The sequence below is a fragment of the Stenotrophomonas sp. Ker107b genome (assembly GCF_053847245.1).
In genome coordinates this window covers 375,342-395,741 of the sequence record NZ_JBSPHX010000002.1, presented here as the reverse complement: position 1 = coordinate 395,741, position 20,400 = coordinate 375,342, and the positions used below count along the sequence as shown (strand labels likewise).

The 20,400-nt window shown below is 69.5% G+C and carries 17 protein-coding genes; 12 read left to right on the top strand and 5 right to left on the bottom strand.

Translation table 11 applies throughout. The features are described 5' to 3' along the window. Positions 1 to 107 precede the first annotated feature (107 nt). Positions 108 to 710 (bottom strand): GTP cyclohydrolase I FolE, encoded by a 603-nt coding sequence (gene folE / locus ACWV8V_RS11730; protein ID WP_019183982.1) that lies wholly within the window; start codon positions 708 to 710, stop codon positions 108 to 110. Between the two features lie 159 nt (positions 711 to 869). On the opposite strand from folE, the gene ACWV8V_RS11725 reads away from it, so the two are divergent. The 6 genes from ACWV8V_RS11725 (at position 870) to ACWV8V_RS11700 (ending at position 6,518) form a co-directional block, all read left to right on the top strand. Next, positions 870 to 1,325: a MarR family winged helix-turn-helix transcriptional regulator gene (locus ACWV8V_RS11725; RefSeq protein WP_259260761.1), complete on the top strand. Its 456-nt coding sequence runs from the start codon at positions 870 to 872 to the stop codon at positions 1,323 to 1,325. An 82-nt stretch (positions 1,326 to 1,407) separates the two neighbouring features. After that, positions 1,408 to 1,617, top strand: coding sequence for a DUF1656 domain-containing protein (locus ACWV8V_RS11720; RefSeq protein ID WP_019183984.1), 210 nt, complete (start codon positions 1,408 to 1,410; stop codon positions 1,615 to 1,617). After that, positions 1,614 to 2,522, top strand: coding sequence for an efflux RND transporter periplasmic adaptor subunit (locus ACWV8V_RS11715; RefSeq protein ID WP_259260760.1), 909 nt, complete (start codon positions 1,614 to 1,616; stop codon positions 2,520 to 2,522). Before ACWV8V_RS11720 ends, ACWV8V_RS11715 begins: the two co-directional genes overlap by 4 nt. Then, the gene (locus ACWV8V_RS11710; protein WP_259260759.1) at positions 2,519 to 3,976 is read left to right on the top strand and encodes an efflux transporter outer membrane subunit; all 1,458 of its coding nucleotides are present in this window, start codon (positions 2,519 to 2,521) and stop codon (positions 3,974 to 3,976) included. The genes ACWV8V_RS11715 and ACWV8V_RS11710 overlap by 4 nt, the downstream gene beginning before the upstream one ends. A 3-nt stretch (positions 3,977 to 3,979) precedes the next feature. Beyond that, positions 3,980 to 6,037, top strand: a complete 2,058-nt coding sequence (locus ACWV8V_RS11705; protein ID WP_455899800.1) for an FUSC family protein — start codon at positions 3,980 to 3,982, stop codon at positions 6,035 to 6,037. 85 nt (positions 6,038 to 6,122) lie between these two features. Next, positions 6,123 to 6,518: a hypothetical protein gene (locus ACWV8V_RS11700; RefSeq protein ID WP_088435243.1), complete on the top strand. Its 396-nt coding sequence runs from the start codon at positions 6,123 to 6,125 to the stop codon at positions 6,516 to 6,518. 14 nt (positions 6,519 to 6,532) lie between these two features. On the opposite strand, the gene recD is transcribed toward ACWV8V_RS11700, so the two are convergent. From recD to recC, 3 genes are read right to left on the bottom strand one after another with little or no spacing between them, the layout of a single operon-like run. Further along, a complete protein-coding gene (recD, locus tag ACWV8V_RS11695; RefSeq protein WP_455899799.1) occupies positions 6,533 to 8,428 on the bottom strand; it encodes an exodeoxyribonuclease V subunit alpha in 1,896 nt (631 codons plus the stop codon). Beyond that, a complete protein-coding gene (gene recB, locus ACWV8V_RS11690; protein WP_455899798.1) occupies positions 8,425 to 12,066 on the bottom strand; it encodes an exodeoxyribonuclease V subunit beta in 3,642 nt (1,213 codons plus the stop codon). Before recB ends, recD begins: the two co-directional genes overlap by 4 nt. Continuing rightward, positions 12,063 to 15,410 carry an exodeoxyribonuclease V subunit gamma gene (recC, locus tag ACWV8V_RS11685; protein ID WP_455899797.1) on the bottom strand — a complete coding sequence of 1,116 codons (3,348 nt, stop codon included), beginning with the start codon at positions 15,408 to 15,410 and terminating at the stop codon, positions 12,063 to 12,065. The genes recB and recC overlap by 4 nt, the downstream gene beginning before the upstream one ends. A 224-nt stretch (positions 15,411 to 15,634) precedes the next feature. On the opposite strand from recC, the gene ACWV8V_RS11680 reads away from it, so the two are divergent. From ACWV8V_RS11680 to ACWV8V_RS11655, 6 genes are all read left to right on the top strand, one after another. After that, a complete protein-coding gene (locus ACWV8V_RS11680) occupies positions 15,635 to 16,423 on the top strand; it encodes an ABC transporter ATP-binding protein (RefSeq protein ID WP_019183992.1) in 789 nt (262 codons plus the stop codon). Further along, on the top strand, positions 16,423 to 17,172 hold the full coding sequence (locus ACWV8V_RS11675) for an MlaE family lipid ABC transporter permease subunit (RefSeq protein WP_019183993.1): 750 nt from the start codon (positions 16,423 to 16,425) through the stop codon (positions 17,170 to 17,172). The genes ACWV8V_RS11680 and ACWV8V_RS11675 overlap by 1 nt, the downstream gene beginning before the upstream one ends. 81 nt (positions 17,173 to 17,253) lie before the next feature. Further along, complete coding sequence (mlaD, locus tag ACWV8V_RS11670) at positions 17,254 to 17,781, top strand: outer membrane lipid asymmetry maintenance protein MlaD (RefSeq protein WP_019183994.1); 528 nt, start codon at positions 17,254 to 17,256, stop codon at positions 17,779 to 17,781. Further along, the gene (locus ACWV8V_RS11665) at positions 17,778 to 18,440 is read left to right on the top strand and encodes an MlaC/ttg2D family ABC transporter substrate-binding protein (RefSeq protein WP_123730926.1); all 663 of its coding nucleotides are present in this window, start codon (positions 17,778 to 17,780) and stop codon (positions 18,438 to 18,440) included. Before mlaD ends, ACWV8V_RS11665 begins: the two co-directional genes overlap by 4 nt. Beyond that, positions 18,430 to 18,741 (top strand): STAS domain-containing protein, encoded by a 312-nt coding sequence (locus tag ACWV8V_RS11660; RefSeq protein ID WP_123730927.1) that lies wholly within the window; start codon positions 18,430 to 18,432, stop codon positions 18,739 to 18,741. The genes ACWV8V_RS11665 and ACWV8V_RS11660 overlap by 11 nt, the downstream gene beginning before the upstream one ends. A gap of 1 nt (position 18,742) precedes the next feature. Then, entirely contained in the window at positions 18,743 to 19,744 is a 1,002-nt protein-coding gene (locus tag ACWV8V_RS11655; protein WP_455899796.1) for an MlaA family lipoprotein, read from the top strand. Between the two features lie 57 nt (positions 19,745 to 19,801). Here the strand turns inward: ACWV8V_RS11655 and ACWV8V_RS11650 are convergent, their stop codons facing one another. Beyond that, on the bottom strand, positions 19,802 to 20,362 hold the full coding sequence (locus tag ACWV8V_RS11650) for a glutathione peroxidase (RefSeq protein ID WP_121043679.1): 561 nt from the start codon (positions 20,360 to 20,362) through the stop codon (positions 19,802 to 19,804). Positions 20,363 to 20,400 lie beyond the last annotated feature (38 nt).

Below are 20,400 nucleotides of genomic sequence, written 5' to 3'. Positions count from 1 at the left end.
ACGGGCCGCGCGGGTCGCGGCGGCCGGGAGGGAAACGGGACGCGCACGCACCCGCAGGGCCGGGCCGAAGCCCAGCGCCTGCCGGCCGCGCGCGACAGCGCGGGGAATCAGCGCTTGCCGCCCACTTCGATGAAACGCAGGAACTCGGCGCGGGTGCGCGCGTCCTCGCGGAAGCTGCCCAGCATCTTGGAGGTGACCATGCTGACGCCCCGCTTGTGGATGCCACGGGTGGTCATGCACTCATGCGCACCTTCCACCACCACGCCCACGCCGACCGGCTGCAGCACGTCCTGGATGCACTGGGCGATCTGCGCGGTCATCTTTTCCTGGACCTGGAAGCGGCGTGCGTACGCCTCGACCACGCGGGCCAGCTTGCTGATGCCCACCACCTTGCCGGCCGGCAGATAGCCGACGTGCACGCGGCCGATGATCGGCGCCATGTGGTGTTCGCAGTGGCTTTCGTACTCGATGTCGCGCAGCACGATCAGTTCGTCGTAGCCGGCCACTTCCTCGAAGGTCCGCTCCATGTAGGCGCGCGGGTCGTCGCGGTAGCCGCTGAACCAGTCGCCATAGGCTTCGGCAACGCGGCGCGGGGTATCCAGCAGGCCTTCACGGGTCGGATCTTCACCGGCCCAGCGCAGCAGGGTGCGCACCGCCGATTCGGCCTCGGCCTGGGTGACGGGGTTGGCGTCGTTGTCTTGCTTGCTCATTACATACAGCACCCGAAGGGGGGCGAGCATCGTACCCGACAGACCCCTCGGGCGTCCTGGGCCGGGGCGCCCGGGCCGTGTCCGGACAGGCAGTCATTGGGCCGCGGTTGTGCCACGGGTATTGATAGGAGGCGAATTAGTAGTATCCTATCTATTCTGATGAACCGATCCCTCGACGAACGTACCCAGCTGCAGATGCAGCTCAGTTCCGGCCTGCTTTACGCAGGTCGGCAGTGGCAGCGCCTGGCCGACCAGGCTCTGGGCAGCTACGGCATTTCCGCTGCCTGCACCATGCCGCTGCTGATGATCGGGCGCGCCGGCGGGGGTATCCGCCAGGTGGCGCTGGCGCACCAGCTGGGCATGGAAGGCCCTTCGCTGGTACGCCTGCTGGACAAGCTGGCCGCCAGCGACCTGGTCCGCCGCGAATGCGATGCCAGCGACCGCCGCGCCAACCTGCTGTGGCTGACCGACAAGGGCGAGGCCCTGGTCAGCCAGCTGGAAACCCAGTTGATCGGCCTGCGCCAGGACGTGTTCGGCGAGTTGACCCTGGACGAACTGCGCACCGTGCTGAAGCTGTGGCAGCTGCTGGCCGATGCGGCCGACCGCGTGACGTAAGCCGTTCCCCGTTGTGCCGCCCGGTGTCGTCCCTCGACGCCGGGCGATCCCCTTTCCGCTCCCCTGCGAACCCTTTGCCTCGATGTACGGTGAATTCAGTCTCTATGGTGTGTTCGTCCCGACCCTGCTCGGGCTGATGCTGCTTGCCTACCTGCTCAAGAGCGGGTTGCGCGTGGTCCTGCAACGCACCGGCGCCTACCGCCACATCTGGCACCCCGCCCTGTTCAACCTGGCCGTGTACGTGATCGTGCTCGGCGGGTTGTTTTCCCTGATGCGTTGGATGCAATCGTGAACAAGATCCTCAAGCAGACATTCCCGGTCGTATTGACCGCCGTGGCCGTACTGGCCGCCGTGCTGGTGCTGCGCCACCTGTGGGCCTATTACATGGATGAGCCGTGGACGCGCGATGCACACGTCAGCGCCGACGTGGTCCAGGTCGCGCCGGACGTGTCCGGGCTGGTGGAGGCGGTGAAGGTGGCCGACAACCAGCCGGTCAAGCGCGGTGAGGTGCTGTTCGTGGTTGATCGGGCACGCTATGAGATCGCGCTGGAACAGGCCCAGGCCGCCTTGGGCGAGCGCCGCGCAACGCTGGACCAGCTGCGCCGCGAGATCGCGCGCGACCGCAGCCTGCAGGATCTGGTCGCCGCCGAGGACGCCGAAGTGCGCCGGGCCAAGCTGCTCGCCGCGCAGGCCTCGATGGCCACCGCGCAGGCGGCCGTGGATCTGGCCAAACTCAATCTGGCCCGCACTGAAGTGCGCAGCCCCAGCGATGGCCACGTCAACGACCGCACCGTACGCGCCGGCGACTACGTGACCGCCGGGCGGCCGGTGATGGCGGTGCTCGATACCGGCTCGTTCCGCGTGGACGGCTACTTCGAAGAGACTCGCCTGCAGGGCGTGCATGCCGGCCAGAAGGTCGACATCCGCCTGATGGGCGAAGCGCAGCCGCTGCAGGGCCACGTGCAGAGCATCGCCGCCGGCATCGAAGACCGGTATCGCAGTGAGGGCAGCAGCCTGCTGCCGAACGTGACCCCGGCCTTCGACTGGGTGCGGCTGGCGCAGCGCATCCCGGTGCGCATCCATATCGACCGCGTGCCGGCCGGCGTCAACCTGATCGCCGGGCGTACCGCCACGGTCACCATCCAGCCGGACACCGCCCCGGCCACGCCGGCGCAACCGGCACGGACGGCGCTGTGAACCGCCCGGCGCTGCACCGCATCGCCCTGGGGTTGGCCCTGACCACGCTGGCCGCGTGCCGCACGGTCGGCCCGGACTACGCGGTGCCGGCCGGGTCCGCCTTCCAGCGGCCGGAGGCGAACGCCGCCTTCCTAGACACCGGCAACGCGCAGGTCGCCGCGGGCGCCGCGCTGCCTGCACGCTGGTGGGAGCTGTACCAGGACGACACCCTCAACGCGCTGGTGCAGCAGGCGCTGCGCGACAACGTGGAGCTGAAGGTGGCCGATGCCAACCTGCGCCGCGCCGCCGCCGTGTACGAGCAGGCGCTGGATGCCGGTGGCTTCGAGTACGAGGCCGAGGCCGGCGTGAGCCGCGCGCAGTTGTCCGCCGAATCGTTCCTGCTTGAGCACGAACTGCCGCCGATCAACCTGGCCGACGGCAAATTCGCGGTGTCCTACCAGTTCGATCTGTTCGGCAAGCTCAAGCGCGCCTCCGAGGCCGCGCATGCCGACGAGCAGAGCGTGGCCGCAGCACTCGATCTGGCGCGCGTGTCGCTGGTGGCGCAGGTGGCCGGCAGTTACGTCGACATCTGCCACGCCAACCACGAACTGCATGTGGCCGAGCACTCGCTGCAGCTGCAGCAGCGCAGCCGCGAGGTCACCCAGCGCTTGATCACGGCCGGCCGCGGCACTCCGCCGGAGCTGGCCCGCGCCAACGCCCAGGTGGCGATGCTGCAGGCCGGGTTGCCGCCGCTGCGCGCGCACCGCCAAGCCTCCGAATACCAGCTTGCCGCCCTGCTCGGCCGCACCCCGGGCCAGCTGCCCGAGGGCGTGAGCGACTGCAGCCAGGCCCCGACCCTGGCCCAGGCGCTGCCGATCGGCGATGGCCGCGCGCTGCTGCAGCGCCGCCCGGACATCCGCCAGGCCGAGCGCAAACTGGCCGCTGCCACCGCGCGGATCGGGGTGGCCACCGCCGAGCTGTACCCGGACATCCGCCTCGGTGCCTCGGTCGGTGCCGCCGGCCTGCTGGAAGATTTCGGCACGCCGCTGACCCAGCAGTGGTCGATCGGCCCGCTGATCTCCTGGACGCTGCCCTCCTCCGGCACGCATGCACGCATCCACGCCACCGAAGCCGGTGCCGATGCCGCGCTGGCCGAGTTCGACCACAGCGTGCTGCAGGCTCTGCGCGAAACCCAGACCGCGCTCAGCCGCTATGCCCAGGACCTGCAGCGCCTGCAGTTCCTGCAGCAGGCGCAGCAGCAGGCCGACCTGGCCGCCAGCCAGAACCGCCGCCTCTATCAGGGCGGGCGCACCCCCTACCTGGCCAGCCTGGATGCCGACCGCAGCCTGGCCAGCGCCGATGCAACCCTGGCCGAGGCCCAGGCGCAGGTCTCGCGCGACCAGATCCAGCTGTTCCTGGTGCTCGGCGGCGGCTGGAATGCCGACGCCGTCGCCGCCGGCACGGCCGCGAGGTAAGCCATGCTGCTGCTGGACAGACAGGCCTGGTTGTTCTCGGTCAAGACCTTCCTGGCGGCGATCGCGGCGCTGTACATCGGCCTGGCCGGCAATCTCTCGCGGCCGTACTGGGCGATGGCCACGGTCTACATCGTGACCCAGCCGATGCTGGGCCCGACCCGCGCCAAAGGGGCCTATCGCATCCTCGGCACGTTGCTCGCCGGCGCGGCCACGCTGTGGATGGTGCCGCACCTGGTGGAGACCCCCTTGCTGCTCAGCGCGGCGATGTCGCTGTGGCTGTCGGGGTGTCTGTTCATCGCCCTGCTCAATCGTGGCCCGCGCGGCTACGCGTTCCTGCTGGCCGGATACACCACCGCCTTCATCGGCTTCCCGGCGGTGACCTCGCCGGACACCATCTTCGATACCGTGGTGGCGCGCAGCGAAGAGATCATCCTCGGTACGGTGGTGGCGGTGCTGTTCGCCTCGCTGTTCTTCCCGGCCTCGGTGCGGCCGATGCTGCGCTCGCGGATCGGCAGCTGGATGGGCGATGCGGCCGACTGGTGCCGGCAGATCCTGACGCGCGGCCACGCGCACGGCCCGCGCAACCGGCTGGCCGCCGATCTGGTCCAGTTCGACGCGCTGATCGAATTCATGCGTCGCGACGATCCGCGCCATGCCGGCGCGGCGGTCTCGATGGAGCGACTGCGCGAGCGCATGCTGTTGATGCTGCCGGTGCTCTCCTCGATCGCCGACCGGCTGGGGGCACTGCGCGCGGGGGGCCGTGCGCTGCCGCCCGGGCTGGAGACGCTGATCGCCGATCTGGCGCAGTGGCTGGAGCAGCCCGGACGGTCCAGTGCCAGCGCCTACGCCACGCTGCGCGCGCGCATCGTCGCGCTCAAGCCGGCGGTGGATGGCGAGCTGGATCACCTGCTGCTGGTGACCCTGCTGTTGCGCCTGGAAGAACTGGTGGACCTCTGGCAGGACTGCACCACCCTGCACGTCGCCATCGATGCCGGCACCGCGCCGAGCGCTACCGCGCACTACCGCGTGCGCACCCAGCGCGTGGATCACGTGCGCCATGTGGACTACGGCATGGCGCTGTTCTCCGCCGCCAGTGCCGGCGTCGCCCTGATGACGTACTGCGTGCTGTGGATCGGGCTCGGCTGGGAGGGCGGCGGCAATGGCGCGATGATGGCCGCGGTGGCTGCCGCGTTCTTCGCCGCGCAGGATGATCCGGCGCCAAGCATGCTGTCCTTCCTGCTCTGGGCGATCGTGGCCAGCCTGGTGGCCGGCGTGTACCTGTTCGGGATCTTCCCGGCCGTGCATGACTTCGGCAGCCTGGTGCTGGTGCTGGCGGTGATCTTCCTGCCGCTGGGCCTGCTGCTGCATCGGCCCAAGACCGCATTGATCGGCCTGCCGCTCACGGTGAATCTGGTCGCGCTGTTGAACGTGCAGAACACCTACAGCGCCAACATCCAGAGCTTCATCAATTCGGCCGTGGCGATGTTCATCGGGATCGGCTTTGCGGTGGTGATGACGCGGCTGTTCCGCTCGGTGGGTGCCGAGTGGACCGCACGCCGGCTGGTACGCCAGGGCTGGAACACGCTGGCCGATGCGGCCGAGGGCCGTGGCCAGCAGGACCGCCAGCAGTTCGCCGCGCGCATGCTCGATCTGCTTGGCCTGCTCGCGCCGCGGCTGGCGGCCACGCCGGAGGGCAGCGACATCGCCTCGGTGGACATGCTCACCGAAGCGCGGATCGGCCTGAACATCCTGCAGCTGCGTCGCTCACGGCACGGCCTGCCGCCGGCCAGCGTGGCCGCGATCGACGCGATCCTGGACGACATCGGCCGCCATTACCGCGCCCAGGCCGCGCAGCGCCGGCCGGTGCCCGCCCCCACCGGGCTGCAGGCCCGGCTGGAGGCCTCGCTCAAGCGCGTGCAGACCGTGGCGGCCGGCAAGGCCCGCGATGAGGCGCTGATGGGTCTGATCGGGCTGCGCTATGCCCTGTTCCCCGATGCGCCGGTGGTCGATACCCCTGCCGAGACCCCCGCCGCGGCACCCGGCCTGCCCGCGCCGCGCTGAACCGGCCTGGCCGCGGGCCGGCCGGCCCACACCGATCAGGGCTATCCTGACGCATGCATTTGCGCATGGATCAAGGTGATTTCCGATGAGTTACGACCTGATGGTGTTCGACCCCGCCGTCGCCCCGCGCGAGGCCGAGGCCTTCCTGCAGTGGTACGACGCGCAGACCGAATGGAACGAGACGCACGACTACGACGACCCGAAGGTGTCGGTACCGGCACTGCAGGCGTTCTTCGCCGCGCTCGCCGAGCACTACCCGCCGATGGACGGCCCGCTGTCCGATGAGGAAGATGACCGCCCGGAAGTGACCGACTACAGCATCGGCCAGCACGTGGTCTATGCCTCGTTCGATGACGAGGTGGCCGAGAACGCGCACGGCCTGGTGCAGGTGCTGGCCAATACCCACCAGCTGGGCTTCTTCGATGTCAGCGGTGACGGCGCCATCGTGTTCCCCGATGGCACCGTGGTGATTCCGGAGTAAAACCGGACGCGGGGCTAGAACAACTGCCCTTGGGCCGGCGCCGTCACGACGGCGTCGGCTACTGCGTCGCCCTGGCCGCCCTGCAGGCGCGCCGCCAGGCCCGACAGACGGCTGGCATGCCGCGCCAACGCGGCCTCCAACACTTCCGCACTGCCGAGCACGTGCAGCGACTGCCGCGCACGGGTCATACCCGTGTAGATCAGCTCGCGCGACAGCACGCGGTTGTCGCGTCGCGGCAGCTGCAGCCAGACCTCATCGAACTCCGAGCCCTGTGCCTTGTGCACGGTCATCGCGAACGCACTCTCATGTGCGGGCAACGCACCCGGGTGGAAGCCGCGCGGCTGGTCCGGCGTCTCGCCGGGGAACCATGCCGTGACGCTGCCGTGCCGATCAATCAGGCAGATGCCGATGTCGCCGTTGAACAGGCGGTGCCGGTAGCTGTTTTCAGTGATCAGCAGCAGCCGACCGTGGAAATAACCCGGCGCCATGCCCCGCCGCGGCACACCGGCCAGCAGTGCCTCGATGCGCGCGTTGAGCCCGCGCGCCCCCTGGGGGCCTTCGCGCACGGCGGTAAGCAGGCGGATGCGGCCGGCATTGGCCAGCGCCTGACCGGGATCGGCGGCTTCGCCGAGGCCACGCCAATGCCCGAGCAGGTGCTCGCGATGATGCTGCAGCGGGTCGCTCTGGTCCTCGTGGAAGTGCACACCGGCCAGCGTGCCCACGCGTAACAGGGCAAGTGCGGTGGCACTGTTGCCCTCGCGCACGGCATGCGCCAGCGGCGCCAGATCGAGCGCGTCGGTCTGCCGGTAGCCGCGCTGCAGCTGCACGCGCCGGCCCGCGAACCGGCGTGGCGGTGCCAGCGGTTGCAGCGCGTCGGGCGCGAGCAGCGCGCGTAATGCCCGCGCGTCGTCGGCCTGCGTGCCCAGCCCATCGCCACTGGCACGCAGGATCGCACTGAGCACATCGCCGGCTTCCACCGAGGGCAGCTGATCCGGATCGCCGAGCAGCACCAGCCGGCTGCCATCGGCGACCGCCTCGACCAGCTTGGTCATCAACGGCAGATCGATCATCGAGGCCTCGTCCACCACCACCACGTCATACGGCAGCGGGTTGTCGGCGTGATGGCGGAAGCGCGGCGAATCGGGGATCACCCCGAGCAGGCGATGCAGGGTAGTGCCGGTGCTCGGCATCGCATCGCACAGGGCCGGCCCGATGCCGACCAGCCGCAGCCGCTGCACGGCCAGGCGTAGGCTCTCGGCCATGCGTTCGGCGGCACGGCCGGTCGGCGCGGCCAGCGCGACCCGTGGCAATGCCTGGTCCGCCTGCACCGCCTGTGCGGCCAGCAGTACCAGCAGCCGCGCGATGGTGGTGGTCTTGCCGGTGCCGGGGCCGCCGGTCACCAGCACCAGCGGATGGCAAAGGGCCACGGCCGCCGCACGGGCCTGGTGATCGATGCCGTCGCGCGCCTGCGGGAACAGCTGGCCGAACAGGGTGGCCAGACGGCCGGGATCGGCCTCGGCCAGCGGATGCGTGGCGATGCGTTGCAGGCCCGCGGCAAGCCGCCGCTCGTATTCACGGTAGCGGCGCAGATAGAGCAGCCCGTTCTCCAACACCAGCGGTGCATCGCCGGCGACCACGTCATCTGCATCCGGCACCTCCACCCACGGCGAGCTGCGCAGCTGCGCCAACCAACCCTCGGGCGCGGGCCACTCGATCTCTGCATCGATCAGCCGCTGCGGCTGGCTCGGATCCAGGCCGGCATGGCCTTCCGAGACCGCCAGCGAGGCCAGTGCAGCACCGAGCAGCACCGGCTCGGGCGTGTCCGGGCGCAACCGGCGCAGGCTCTGCGCCAGCGCGTGATCGAGTGTGCGCAGCGCGTTGCCGCGGTACAGCGTGGTGAGCAGGTTCATGCGTCCCCCCGTGCGCGGGCGGCCATGCGGGCCTGGGCGTGTTCGCCACCGGCGAACAGCGCATCCAGTGCATCCACCAGAGCAGGATCGAAGCGATGCGCGTACAGGCCGGGGCTGTCGTCGCGGCCTGCATCCAGGCCGCGGCAGAACAGATAGCGGATGCCGCCCATGTCACGGGTGTAGTCGTACTGCGCACCCAGCCGGAAGCGCAGCCAGCGATGCAGTGCCACGGTGTAGATCAGCGCCTGCAGGTCGTACTCGCTGTGCTGCATGGCGCTGGCCAGCCGGGCTGCGTCGTAGCCGGGCAGGCGATTGGATTTGTAATCGAGCACGTACCAGCGGTCCGCACGCACGTAGGTGAGGTCGATCTTGCCGGTCATCAGGCCTTCCAGCCGCCGCCGTGTGCCGAAGCCATGGCGGTCACGCACCAGTCCATGCGCGTGCAGCAAGGTCAGCAGGGCGGGCACGGCGGTCGGCTGCATCGCGAAGTGGAACTCGATCTCGGCACGGCGTGCATCGGCCGGCAGGTCGTGCAGTGCGCCGCCTTCCGGCAGGGGCACGGTCAGGGTCTGGCCGACCAGCGCGGTCAACATGGCCACGCCATCGTCCAGATCTTCCTCGGCATAGCCTTCCGCGCGCAGCGAAGCACGCAGGACCTCGGCTTCCTCGCCGGGTGCTGGCTGCCCGGCCTGCCAGCCGCTCCACAGCGCGAAATCGGTGTTCTCCAGCGCATCGTGCAGCACATTGCCGAAGCGGCTGCCCATGAAACGCGGGTCGATCTCGTCGCTGGCCACGGCCGGTTGCTCGGCGTCCAGGGTGAGGTCCACGCCGGCCGGTTCGTCGGCCGCGGGGGCCGGCACTTCGGTCGAGGCGGCATCGGTGTCGTGGCCCGCATCGGCATGCGCCAGCTGGGTGAAGCTGTACACCCACCAATCGTGCGGCACGCGGCGGGTGAGCGCGCGTACCGGCGGCAGTTCGCCCTCGCGTTCGAAGGCGAGCTGTGCCGGCCGGGTCTCCAACGGGCCTTCGATCACGGCGATGTCCGGGTGGTCACGCAGGGCGGCCATGTTCGACAGCATCGGTGCCAGGCGGGTCTTCGCCAGCCCGGCCAGATCACCGGCGGCGATCCACAGCGCGTGCTCGGCGCGGGTCAACCCGACATAGAGCAGGCGCGCGTCTTCGGCCTCCTGTTCCTGCGCGCTGCGCGTGCTGGCCGCGCTCCAGCTGTCGTCCTTGTCCAGTTTCCAATGCAGCTCGCGGCGGCCGTTGGCGTACACCGTGCAGTTGGCCTCGGTGTTGGGCGCGCCACCCCCGATGCCCACGAACGGCAGGAACACCAGCGGATACTCCAGGCCCTTGCTCTTGTGCAGGGTGATGATCTGCACGCGGCGCGCATCCGATTCCAGGCGCAGCAGCTGCTGTTCGTCGTTCTGGTCGGCATGCGCCATCTGCACCTGCAGCCAGTCGAGCAGGCCGTGCATGCCCAGTGTCTGGCCAGCCGCCTGCTGCAGCAGTTCGCCCAGCTGCAGGTAGTTGGTCAAGCGACGCTCGCCATCCAGCAGGCCGAGCAGACGCTCGGCGTGCTCGGCACAGAGATCGGTGATCACCGCGAACGGACCGCCACGCTGCCAGCGCTCACGCCATTCCAGCAGCCGCACCTGGAACGAGCGTTGTGCATCCCCTTCGCGCTCCAGCGCATCGATTGCCTCGGCATCTTCGCCAAGCAGCACGGTCGACAGCGCGGCGCGCAGCCGTCCTTCATCGGCCGGCTGCAGCAGCGCCAGCAACAGCAGGCGCAGGTCGTGCGCTTCGGGCGTGGCATACAGGCTCTGCTTGCCTGCAGCGACGGCGGGAATACCCACCGCACCGAGCGCCTGCTGGATGCGCGTGGCCTCCTTGTGCGAGCGCACCAGCACCGCGATGTCGCCGGGCTGTACCGGCAGGTCGCGCAGCAGCGCGCGCCCTTGCCGGGCCTCGCTGAGGATCTGGTGGATCGCGGCCACGCAGGCGTCGCTGGCCTGCTGGCGCGAGGGATCGGCCTTGAGATCGCCGGCCTCGGTGTTGTGCAGCACGCGCACGGTCAGGCCGGGTGCGGGAATCCCGTCGCGCAGGAAATCCGCATCCACGCGGGTGCTGCCGGGGTGCACCGGCTCGAAGGCGATGTCGGCTTCGAGGAAGGCGCGTTCGCCGGCATTGGCGTACAGCGCTTCGATCGCGTGCAGCACCGCCGGACGCGAGCGGAAGTTGCGGTCCAGCGCGGGCGCTGCATCGGCCTGGCGCTTGGCCTTGAGGTAGGTGTGGATATCGCCGCCGCGGAAGCCGTAGATCGCCTGCTTCGGATCGCCGATCAGGAACAGCGCCGGTGTCAGGCCGGCCTCGCGGGTCTCGCGCGAATCGCCGAACACGCGCTGGAAGATGCCCCACTGGCGGTCGTCGGTATCCTGGAACTCGTCCACCAGCGCGATCGCGTACTGCGCGCGCAGCTGCTGCACCAGGGTGGCGCGGTGCGGGCCGTCGAGTGCATCGGCGACACCGTCGATCAGGTCATCGTAGGTCTGCACGCGTCCGATCCGCTTGAGCTCAGCCAGGCGCGCACGCGCTTCATCGCGCAGGTCATGCAGGAACGCGGTGGCCTGCTGGCGCAGCCACTGCTCGCGCGCGTCGGCGGCGTGCCACCAGCGTTGCAGTGCGTCGAACAGCGGCGAGACCGGGCACTGGCCGTCCATGCCGTCCTTGCAGAAGGCCAGCAGCTGCACCGGCAGCAGCTTGCCGAGGTGGCTCTTGTCACCGCGCGGCCAGTGCTGCGCGCTGCGGCCGGCGAACAGCTCGCCGAAGGCCTTGTCGAAGCTGGGCCGTTTGGCACGGCGACCGTCGAAGATCTTGCGATCGAAGGCGACGGCGATCTGCGCCTGCGCGTCTTCGGCGTGGGTTTCGATCGCCTCGGCCAGCGCGGCCGCGGCGAGCCGCAGCTGCGGCGCGGGGTCGTCGAAGGTGTGGCTCGGCCGCGCTGGGAGCAACGGCAACGGCTTGATCAGCGTGGTGAGATCGCCGGCCAGCGCCTCGGGCGAGGACCACAGCCAGGTCAGCGCATCGACCGTGGCCGCGTCGTTGGCATGCACGCGCCACAGGTCGGCGGCGAGTTCCTCGTGCAGCGCGCGTTCGCTCGGCAGCAGGGTCGGCGGATCGAAGGTGTGTCCGCTCTCCAGGGCATGCTCGCGCAGCACGCGGGTGCAGAAGCCATGGATGGTGAAGATCGAGGCGAGATCGATTTCGTCGGCCGCGGTCTGCAGCCGGCGCGCCAGCGCGGCCGGTGTTTCTTCGCCGAGGGCGAGCTGGCGGTGCAGGATCGCCCGGGTCAAGACGACCTCCGGGCTGTCGTGTTCGCTCGGCGCGCGCTCGACCAGCTGTGCGGCCAATGCAAGGCGCTCGCGGATGCGCTTGCGCAGTTCCTGCGTCGCGGCATCGGTGAAGGTGACCGCCAGGATCTGGCCGATGCGCCAGCCCTTCTCCACCACCAGCCGGGTGAACAGCGTGGCCAGGGTGAAGGTCTTGCCGGTACCGGCGCTGGCCTCGATCAGGCGCACGCCCTCCAGCGGCAGCGCCAGATAGGGATCGTTGAGCAGGTCGTGGTCGATCATCGCAGGGCTCCTTCCTCTTCAAAGCCCGGGAACACCCGGCCTTCGCGCACCGCGGTGAACACCACGAAGCTGTTGTGCAGCAATTGTCGGTAGCTGTCCGCGCTGGCGAACGGATCATGGCCACGCAGCGCGAGCTGGTAGCCGGCGCCGGTGGATTCGCCCCAGGTGCGGTCGCTGCCATGCCACTTGGCGCGGCCCTCGGCTTCGCGCTTGGCGGCGGCGGCGGTGTACAGCACCCAGCCGGTGGACGGGCCGTACAACAGCGGCGCGCGCAGCCCTTCGCTGCGCAGCTGCAGCAGGCGCCGCAGCACCTCGTGCGCCCGTTCGGCCTCCAGCGGCGGCAGCGTGTGTGGGCCCAGCCCGTCATCGCCCGCGTCGTGGAACTGGACCAGCGGCTGTGCATCGCCGGCGGCGTTGGCGAGCAGCCAGTCCAGGCCCTGGCGGATCGCGGCACGGCCATTGAGCGGGCCCGGGCGCAGGCGCACCAGGCCATGCGGATGCAGGCCATCGACGCGGCCGTGCAGACGCACCCCGTCGATATCCACTTCGTAGCGGCGGCTGCCGGCCGCGGTACCGGCCTGCCACTGCGCCAGCGCCTGTGCGTAGGGTTCGGTGTGCGCCTGCAGCAGCGCGAACTGACGCTCCCCCAGTGCACCGGAGGGCAGCAGCGCACGCGCGCGCAGCCGGGGGTACAGCGGCGCGGCATCCTCGTCGAGGGTGGCCTCGATCACCGCCTGCTGCAGCAGTACGGTATCGCCACCGCGCGCCGCCATCACCAGCGGCTCCACATCCTCGGCGTTGTCCACGTCGTCGGGCAGGCGCAGGCCGAGCCGTTGCGAGAGGAACTGGCTGGCCGGATCGGTGAGGAAGCGACGCAGCGCATCCACGCTCAGTTCCGCCTCGCCCACCACGCTCTCCATCGATGGCAGTGGTCGTGCGAACCAGGGCGCCAGCGCACGCCGTGCGCCGCCAAGCGAGCCGGCGGCCGGGTGCCATTGCTGGCGATAGCTGAAACGTCGCGGTTCCTCACCGCCACCGAAGGCCGCCGGTGCGAACGGCTGCAGCGAGTGCCGCACCGTCATCCGCTTGGCCGCCGCGGGCGGATCCAGGTGGTACTCGGCAGCGGCATCGATCAGCTCGCTGACCAATACTGACGGTTCGCGCACGCTGCCATCGCGCGGATCGGCGCCCAGGTAGCTCAGGTAGAACACGTCCTGCGCCGAGGCGAACAGCTGCAGGAACAGGAAACGGTCGTCCTCGCGCAGCGAGCGGTCGCCATGCCGGCGCTTGTCGGTGCCCAGTTCGGCGGTGAGCTGGTTGAGCCCCGCAGCCGGGTCGCGGCGCGGGAAATCGCCATCGTTCAGCCCGAGCACGCAGATCACCCGGAACGGCAGCAGACGCATCGGCACCATCCGCCCGAAGCTGACGCCGCCGGTCAGCAGCGGCGCACGTGTATCGGCCTGCGCAAGCACGCCGGCGAAATGCGCGCGCAGCACCTCCGGCGGCACGTCGCCCTCGAAGCCGGCGATGTCCGCGTCACGGGCGAACTCGTTGATCAGTTTGCGCAGGCGCTCCAGCGCGCGCTGGCTGTTGGCGGCCTGCGGCGGCTCCGGCAGCAGCGCATCGAGCAGCGCCAGCAGACGCTGCCGCCACTGGCCAGGCGACATCGCCTCTCCCAACGCCTTCTGGTACCGCGCCAGCACCCGCAGCAGGCCGAGCAGGCGGTCCAGCGCATCCAGTGCGCTGCCTTCCAGCTCCGGCCACGGCGCGACCCCGGCGATATCACCGTCGCTGCCGCTGGCATGGCCGAGCAGCAGGCGATCGAGTGCGAACTGCCAGGTGAAGGCATCATCGACCGGGGCCTGGTGCTGGCCGCGATGGGCGGCATCCAGCCCCCAGCGCGCGCCGGCGGCCTGCAGCCAGTCGTGCAGGCGGTCGAACGCCGCCGCATCCAGACCGGCCGCTTCGGCCAGCGGCGCGCTGGCGAGCAGATCCAGCACTTCGTTCAAGCCGAAGCGCGAGACCGGCAACCCGAGCAGGTGCACGAACACATCGGCCAGTGGTTCACCCGCCAGCGGGCTGGTATCAGCCAGCGCATAGGGAATGTGGTCATCGCCGCCGCCGCGCCCGCCGAACACCGCTTCCAGGTAGGGCACGTAGGGATCGATGTCCGGCGCCAGCACCGCGATGTCGCGCGCCTGCAACGGCGGATCGAAGCGCGGGTCCTGGAGCAGGCCGCGCAGTTGGTCGTGCAGCACCTGCAGTTCGCGCAGGCGGGTATGGCAGGCATGCACCTGCAGGCTCGGGTCGTCGTAGCGCAGCGCCTCGCGCAGGGGACCGGCGGGCTGCCCGCGGCGGTGGAACAGGTCGCGCTGCAGGCGATGCAGCAGGCTGTCGGACAGGCCGCCGGCGTCCATGTCCGGGCGCGCGTCCTCTTCGGGATCGTCGTAGGCGGCGATCTCCCCGGAGGGGTGCACGACCTCGTAGCTGCCCAGCACCGCCATGAAGTCGCGGCCCGCCGCGCCCCAGGCCTGCAGCAGGCGGTTCTCGCCGGCCGCCTCGCCGAACGGATCGGGCGCGCCGCTGCGCAGCTTCTCGCCCAGGGTCTGCAGATCGCCCCAGTAGGCCTGGGTGGGCGTGGGCAGATAGAAGTGCATCGTGCCGACCCGCGCCTGGGTGGCCATCACCCGCAGCACGTCCGGGGAGATGTTGAGCGTGGCGAAGGCGAACACCCGCGCCGGCAGGCCCTGCGGCAGCGGTTGGCCAGCGCCCTCGAAACGGGCGAGATAGGCATCGATGCGGCGCGCACGGTACTGCTTGCCGCTGGCGATATGCCGCCACAGGATCGCCTGCGGGTCGTTCGGTGCCGCGCCGGCCTCCCAACGCAGCAGCCAATCGCGGCGCCAGGCCTGGTACTTCTCGAACACCGAGGCCAGCTCGGCGGCCAGCGCCCACGGCTTGAGCGGATCGGCCGCGGACAGGTAGGCCTGCAGGGCCGCCATCGGCGGCTGCGCCATCAGCACCGGGTCACGCAGCGCGGCGTACAGCCCCCAGCGCAGGCCCTCGGCATTGAGATCGTCATGTTCGCCGGGCACGTTGGCGTTGAGGGCGCGGGCGACCAGCTCACCGGGGGTGAGGAACTCCAGGTTGGCGGCAATGCCATACTCGGCCGCCAGGGTCGATTGCAGCCAGCGGCGCATCGCGACCTGCGGGATCAGGACCACCTCCGGCACCAGGATCGATTGGCCCGGCACGGGCGTGCGCAGCGTCGTGGCCAGCAGGGCGGCCAGCACATCGAGCGAGTTGGAGTGGTACAGGCGGAAGTCTGAAGCGGCGTCGGTCATCGCAGGAGTGTGCCGCAGCCCGCGCACGAACGCAGCGCTGGCCGGTGTCCGGACGTGGAAAAGGCCGTGGCCGGTACCGGCCCGACACGCTGTGTTGCAGCCCACGGCATGGCCGTCGGGGCGCTGCCCTCACCTGCCCGTGCGACAATACTGCACGGTGTAGTTCGGTTATGTTCAGCCGTTCACCACGATCTTACAACGTTGGAATTTTGTTAATGGCGCTCATGACGGTTTCCGAAGAGAGTCTGGTGCAGTTGTCCAACGTCCGCATCGACCGCGGCGGACGTACGATCCTGCGCGACGTTTCGCTGACCGTTCCGCGCGGCAGCATCACGGCCGTGCTCGGCCCGTCGGGCAGTGGCAAGTCCACCCTGCTCGCCGCGCTGACCGGTGAGCTGCGGCCGGTTGCCGGCGAGGTCACCCTGTTCGGCCAGCCCATCCCGACCGGCGCACGCGCGCTGTTGGAGATGCGCAAGAGCGTGGGCGTGCTGCTGCAGGGCAACGGCCTGCTGACCGATCTGACCGTGGCCGAGAACGTGGCCCTGCCGCTGCGCACCCACACCCGTCTGCCCAAGCCCGTACTGCGCCGCCTGGTGCAGATGAAGCTGCACGCGGTCGGCCTGCTGGCCGCTGCCGACGCCTGGCCGCGCGAGCTGTCCGGCGGCATGGCGCGCCGTGTGGCCCTGGCCCGCGCGCTGGCACTGGACCCGCCGCTGATGATCTACGACGAGCCGCTGACCGGGCTGGACCCGATCGCCTCGGGCGTGATCATGAGCCTGATCCAGCGCCTCAACCACAGCCTGGGGCTGACCAGCATCATCGTCAGCCACCACGTGCACGAGACCCTGCCGATCTGCGACCAGGTGATCGCGATCGCCAACGGCGGCATCGTGTTCCAGGGCAGCCCGGCCGCACTCGAATCCAGCCAGGACCCGCTGCTGCGGCAGTTCCTGCATGGTGAGCCGGACGGCCCGATCCCCTTCGATGCCGCACCGCGTGCGAGGGTTGCCTGATGCCGTTCGTTGACGCCACCCGCTCGCTCGGTCGCGCCGGCCTGTTCTCGCTGACGGTGCTGCGCGGCTCGCTGCCGACCGCCGATTTCCTGGCCGAGCTGACCCGCGAGATCTACAAGATCGGTGCACGTTCGCTGCCGATCATCGCCGTGGGCGGTGCCTTCGTGGGCCTGGTGCTGACCCTGCAGGGCTACCGCACGCTGACCACCTTCGGTGCCGCCGATGCCTTGTCCACCTTGCTCGGCCTGTCGCTGTACCGCGAACTGGCCCCGGTGCTGACCGCGCTGCTGTTCATCGGCCGCGCCGGCAGTTCGATCGCCGCCGAGCTGGGCCTGATGCGGGCCACCGATCAGATCAAGGCGCTGGAGCTGATGGCGATCGACCCGGTCGCCAAGGTCGTTGCCCCGCGCTTCTGGGCGGCGGTACTGACCGTGCCGCTGCTGACCGGCATCTTCTGTTCACTGGCGATCAGTGCCAGCTACTTCGAGGCCGTGCACGTGCTCGGCCTGGACAATGGCGTGTTCTGGTCGGCGCTGAGCAACAGCGTGGACTTCTGGGACGACTTCGGCGTGGCGATGCTGAAGTCGGCGATCTTCGGCGGCACGGCGGCCCTGGTGGCCTCCTATGTCGGTTTCCATGCCGAACCCACCATCGAAGGCACCTCGGTCGCCACCACGCGTGCGGTGGTCAACGCCTCGCTGCTGGTGCTGGTCTTCAACTTCGTGCTGTCCGCCATGATGTTCCAGTAGGTACCGACCGTGGGTCGGTACGCAAAGACTTCCCGCCCGGACACCTGTCCAGGCACCTGACAAAGAACAGTGAGATATCCCATGGCCATCCGCGGTCCCAGACTCGAATTTTCCGTCGGCGCGTTCCTGCTGCTGGCGCTGGCCTCGCTGCTGGTGCTGGCCGTGGCCTCCACCAATCAACGGTGGGGCACCGGTGGCAGCGGCTACGAACTCAAGGCGCGCTTCACCCAGATCGGCCAGCTGCGCAAGCAGGCCCCGGTCAAGATCGGCGGCGTCACCATCGGCCAGGTCTCGGGCATCGAACTGGATCCCCAGAAGTTCGACTCGATCGTGACCCTCAAGCTCGACGGCAAGTTCAAGGATCTGCCCGCCGATACCTCGGCCGGCATCTTCACCAGCGGTTTGCTCGGCGAGAGCTATATCGGACTGCAGCCGGGCGGAGATCCGGACGTGCTCAAGTCCGGCGACGAGATCGTCTTCACCCAGCCGGCGGTGGACCTGCTCCAGCTGGTCGGCAAGTACATGTTCAGCGGTCCGGCCAACACCGGTGGCGCTGACTCCCACGATGGCAATGGCGCGCCCGCGCCTGCAACGGAACCGCAACCATGAAAAAGACCCTGATCCCGGCGCTGCTGGCCTCGGCCCTGCTCGCCGCCACGCCCTCGCTCTCCTTCGCCCAGGCCGCTCCGGCGGCCGCCGCCGCCCAGCAGGGCCAGGCCAGCAAGGCCGTGATGGACGCCAGCACCCGCATCCTGACCTCGCTGCAGCAGCGCCGCACCGAGTTCCGGGCCAACCCGGCCGTGCTGCGTGACTTCATCAACAGCGAGCTCAACAAGACCTTCGACCGCGACTACGCCGCCCGCCTGGTGTTGGGCGTGCACGGCCGCGGCGCCTCCGATGCCGACGTCAAGCTGTTCGCCGATGCGATGGCCGACAACCTGATGCAGCGCTACGGTTCGGCCCTGCTCGAGATCCAGGGCAAGCCGACCTTCCGCCTGAAGAGCGAGTCGCCGCTGCCGGGCAACCGCGGCGTGCGCGTGTCCACCGAGCTGATCCGCGCCGGCAGCGAGCCGACCCCGGTCGACTATCTGATGCGCAACGTCAACGGCCAATGGAAGATCTTCGATGTGATGATCGAAGGCATCTCCTACGTGCAGACCTTCAAGACCCAGTTCGACGCCCCGCTGCGCCAGAAGTCGATCCAGCAGGTGGCCACCGAACTGCGCAACGGCAGCATGCAGGCCGGGCAGGCCCCGCGTGGCAAGTAACAGCGCCAGCGTCCAGCGCAACGGCAGCTCGCTGGTGTTCAGCGGGCCGCTCGACCGCGCGGCGGTGACGGCCCTGTGGCCCTCGCTGACCGCGCTGGACGGCGTGCAGCAGGTGGATCTGGCGGCGGTGAGCCGGCTCGACAGCGCCGGTCTGGCGCTGCTGGCCGAGCTGGCCGCACGCCTGCGTGCAAACGGGACAACGCTGACGATCGTCGGCAGCCCGGACGGTTTCACCGACCTCAGTGCCGCCTACCGGCTGGCACCCACCCTGGATTTCCATGCCCTTTCTGCGGCGAGCTGACATGAACGTCATACGCACCCTCCCCCTCCTTGTGCTGGCGCTGGCCCTGAGCGCCTGTGCCGGCAAGCCTGCACGCGACAGCGCACCGGTCAGCGTCGAGGTCGCCCCTGCGGCGGCACCGGCTGCCGATGTCGCCAACACCGATGCGGTAACGGCCGAGGCCGTCGCCGACACGGCCACCGAAGCAACGCAGGCCAGCACCGATCCGGCGGCCGCACCGGTCACCGGCGGCACCGCGCCGACCAATGCCGAGGACGACTTCGCCGCGCTGTACGGCGGTCCCGCCCCGACGGCGGAGGGCAGTGAAGGCGGCAGTGCTGCCTATGACCCCTGGGAACCCTTCAACCGCAAGGTGCACAGTTTCAACAACGTGGTCGACCGCGCCGTGGCACGACCGCTTGCCACCGCTTACACGCGCGTGGTTCCGCGTTTTGCGCGTACCGGTGTCACCAACTTCTTCAGCAACCTGCGCGCGCCGGTGACGATCACCAACCAGCTGCTGCAGGGCCGTCCGGATGATGCTTGGGACAGCCTGGGTCGTTTCCTGATGAACTCCACGCTGGGCGTGGGTGGCTTGTTCGATCCGGCCAGCAAGGCAATGGTGCCGCGACGCAGCGAGGACTTCGGCCAGACCCTGGGTGCCTGGGGCTGGCGCGGCTCGCGCTATGTGGAGCTGCCCTTCTTCGGCCCGCGGACGGTGCGCGACGTGTTCGGTCTGGCGGGCGACATTCCGCTCTCGCCGATCCGGACCATCGAAGAAGACAAGATTCGTATCGGTCTTCAGGGTCTGCAGCTGGTGGACATGCGATCGCAGTTGATGGCGCTGGATGACATCCGCGACAACGCCGTGGACGAGTACGCCCTCACCCGCGATGCGTGGCTGCAACGTCGCAACTACCAGATCGAGAACGACCTGCGTGGCAAGCACGCGCGCGGCAAGGACGCCGATGACACCGCGCCGATCCCGGTCGATGCGATGCCGATGCCGAACTGGGGTAACTGATCCCCCACGAAAAAGCCCCGCCGAAGCGGGGCTTTTTTGTGTTTCCGGGTCCGCCGATCAGGCCGCCAGCGCGGCGTCGATCGCGGCCACCAGGCGGGCATCGTCAGCCGGCACGTCCGGGGCGAAGCGTGCGATCACCTGGCCGTCGCGGCCGACCAGGAACTTCTCGAAGTTCCACAGCACGCCCGGGGCGGCGTTGACCACCAGCTCCGGATACTTGGCCACGGCGCCCTGCAGCTTCTCGCGCATCGGGCCTTCGCCGGTGGCGGCCGGCTGTGCGGCGGTCAGCTGCTGGTACAGCGGATGGGTGTCCTCGCCGGCCACGCTGATCTTGGCGAACATCGGGAAGCTGACGTTGTATTCCAGCTGGCAGAACTGCTGGATGTCCGCTTCGCTGCCCGGCTCCTGGGCCAGGAAGTTGTTGGCCGGGAAACCCAGCACTTCCAGGCCGGCGGCCTGCTTGTCGGCGTACAGCGCCTGCAGGCCTTCGTACTGCGGGGTCAGGCCGCACTTGGAGGCGACGTTGACGACGAGCAGCACCTTGCCGCGGTAGTCGGCCAGCGAGGTCGGCTGACCTTCGATGGTGGTCACGGGGATGTCGTAGACGGTCTGGCTCACTGCAGATTCCTTGCGTTGCATCGGGGGAGGCACAGCAT

What these genes read in the sequence shown, in the direction of transcription:
- mlaD (WP_019183994.1), top strand. Translation starts at nt 17,254, where the DNA reads ATGGCCATCCGCGGTCCCAGACTCGAATTTTCCGTCGGCGCGTTCCTG.
- ACWV8V_RS11705 (WP_455899800.1), top strand. Translation starts at nt 3,980, where the DNA reads ATGCTGCTGCTGGACAGACAGGCCTGGTTGTTCTCGGTCAAGACCTTC.
- folE (WP_019183982.1), bottom strand. Translation starts at nt 710, where the DNA reads ATGAGCAAGCAAGACAACGACGCCAACCCCGTCACCCAGGCCGAGGCC.
- recB (WP_455899798.1), bottom strand. Translation starts at nt 12,066, where the DNA reads ATGATCGACCACGACCTGCTCAACGATCCCTATCTGGCGCTGCCGCTG.
- ACWV8V_RS11725 (WP_259260761.1), top strand. Translation starts at nt 870, where the DNA reads ATGAACCGATCCCTCGACGAACGTACCCAGCTGCAGATGCAGCTCAGT.
- recC (WP_455899797.1), bottom strand. Translation starts at nt 15,410, where the DNA reads ATGACCGACGCCGCTTCAGACTTCCGCCTGTACCACTCCAACTCGCTC.
- ACWV8V_RS11700 (WP_088435243.1), top strand. Translation starts at nt 6,123, where the DNA reads ATGAGTTACGACCTGATGGTGTTCGACCCCGCCGTCGCCCCGCGCGAG.
- ACWV8V_RS11675 (WP_019183993.1), top strand. Translation starts at nt 16,423, where the DNA reads ATGCCGTTCGTTGACGCCACCCGCTCGCTCGGTCGCGCCGGCCTGTTC.
- ACWV8V_RS11720 (WP_019183984.1), top strand. Translation starts at nt 1,408, where the DNA reads ATGTACGGTGAATTCAGTCTCTATGGTGTGTTCGTCCCGACCCTGCTC.
- ACWV8V_RS11680 (WP_019183992.1), top strand. Translation starts at nt 15,635, where the DNA reads ATGACGGTTTCCGAAGAGAGTCTGGTGCAGTTGTCCAACGTCCGCATC.
- ACWV8V_RS11655 (WP_455899796.1), top strand. Translation starts at nt 18,743, where the DNA reads ATGAACGTCATACGCACCCTCCCCCTCCTTGTGCTGGCGCTGGCCCTG.
- recD (WP_455899799.1), bottom strand. Translation starts at nt 8,428, where the DNA reads ATGAACCTGCTCACCACGCTGTACCGCGGCAACGCGCTGCGCACACTC.
- ACWV8V_RS11665 (WP_123730926.1), top strand. Translation starts at nt 17,778, where the DNA reads ATGAAAAAGACCCTGATCCCGGCGCTGCTGGCCTCGGCCCTGCTCGCC.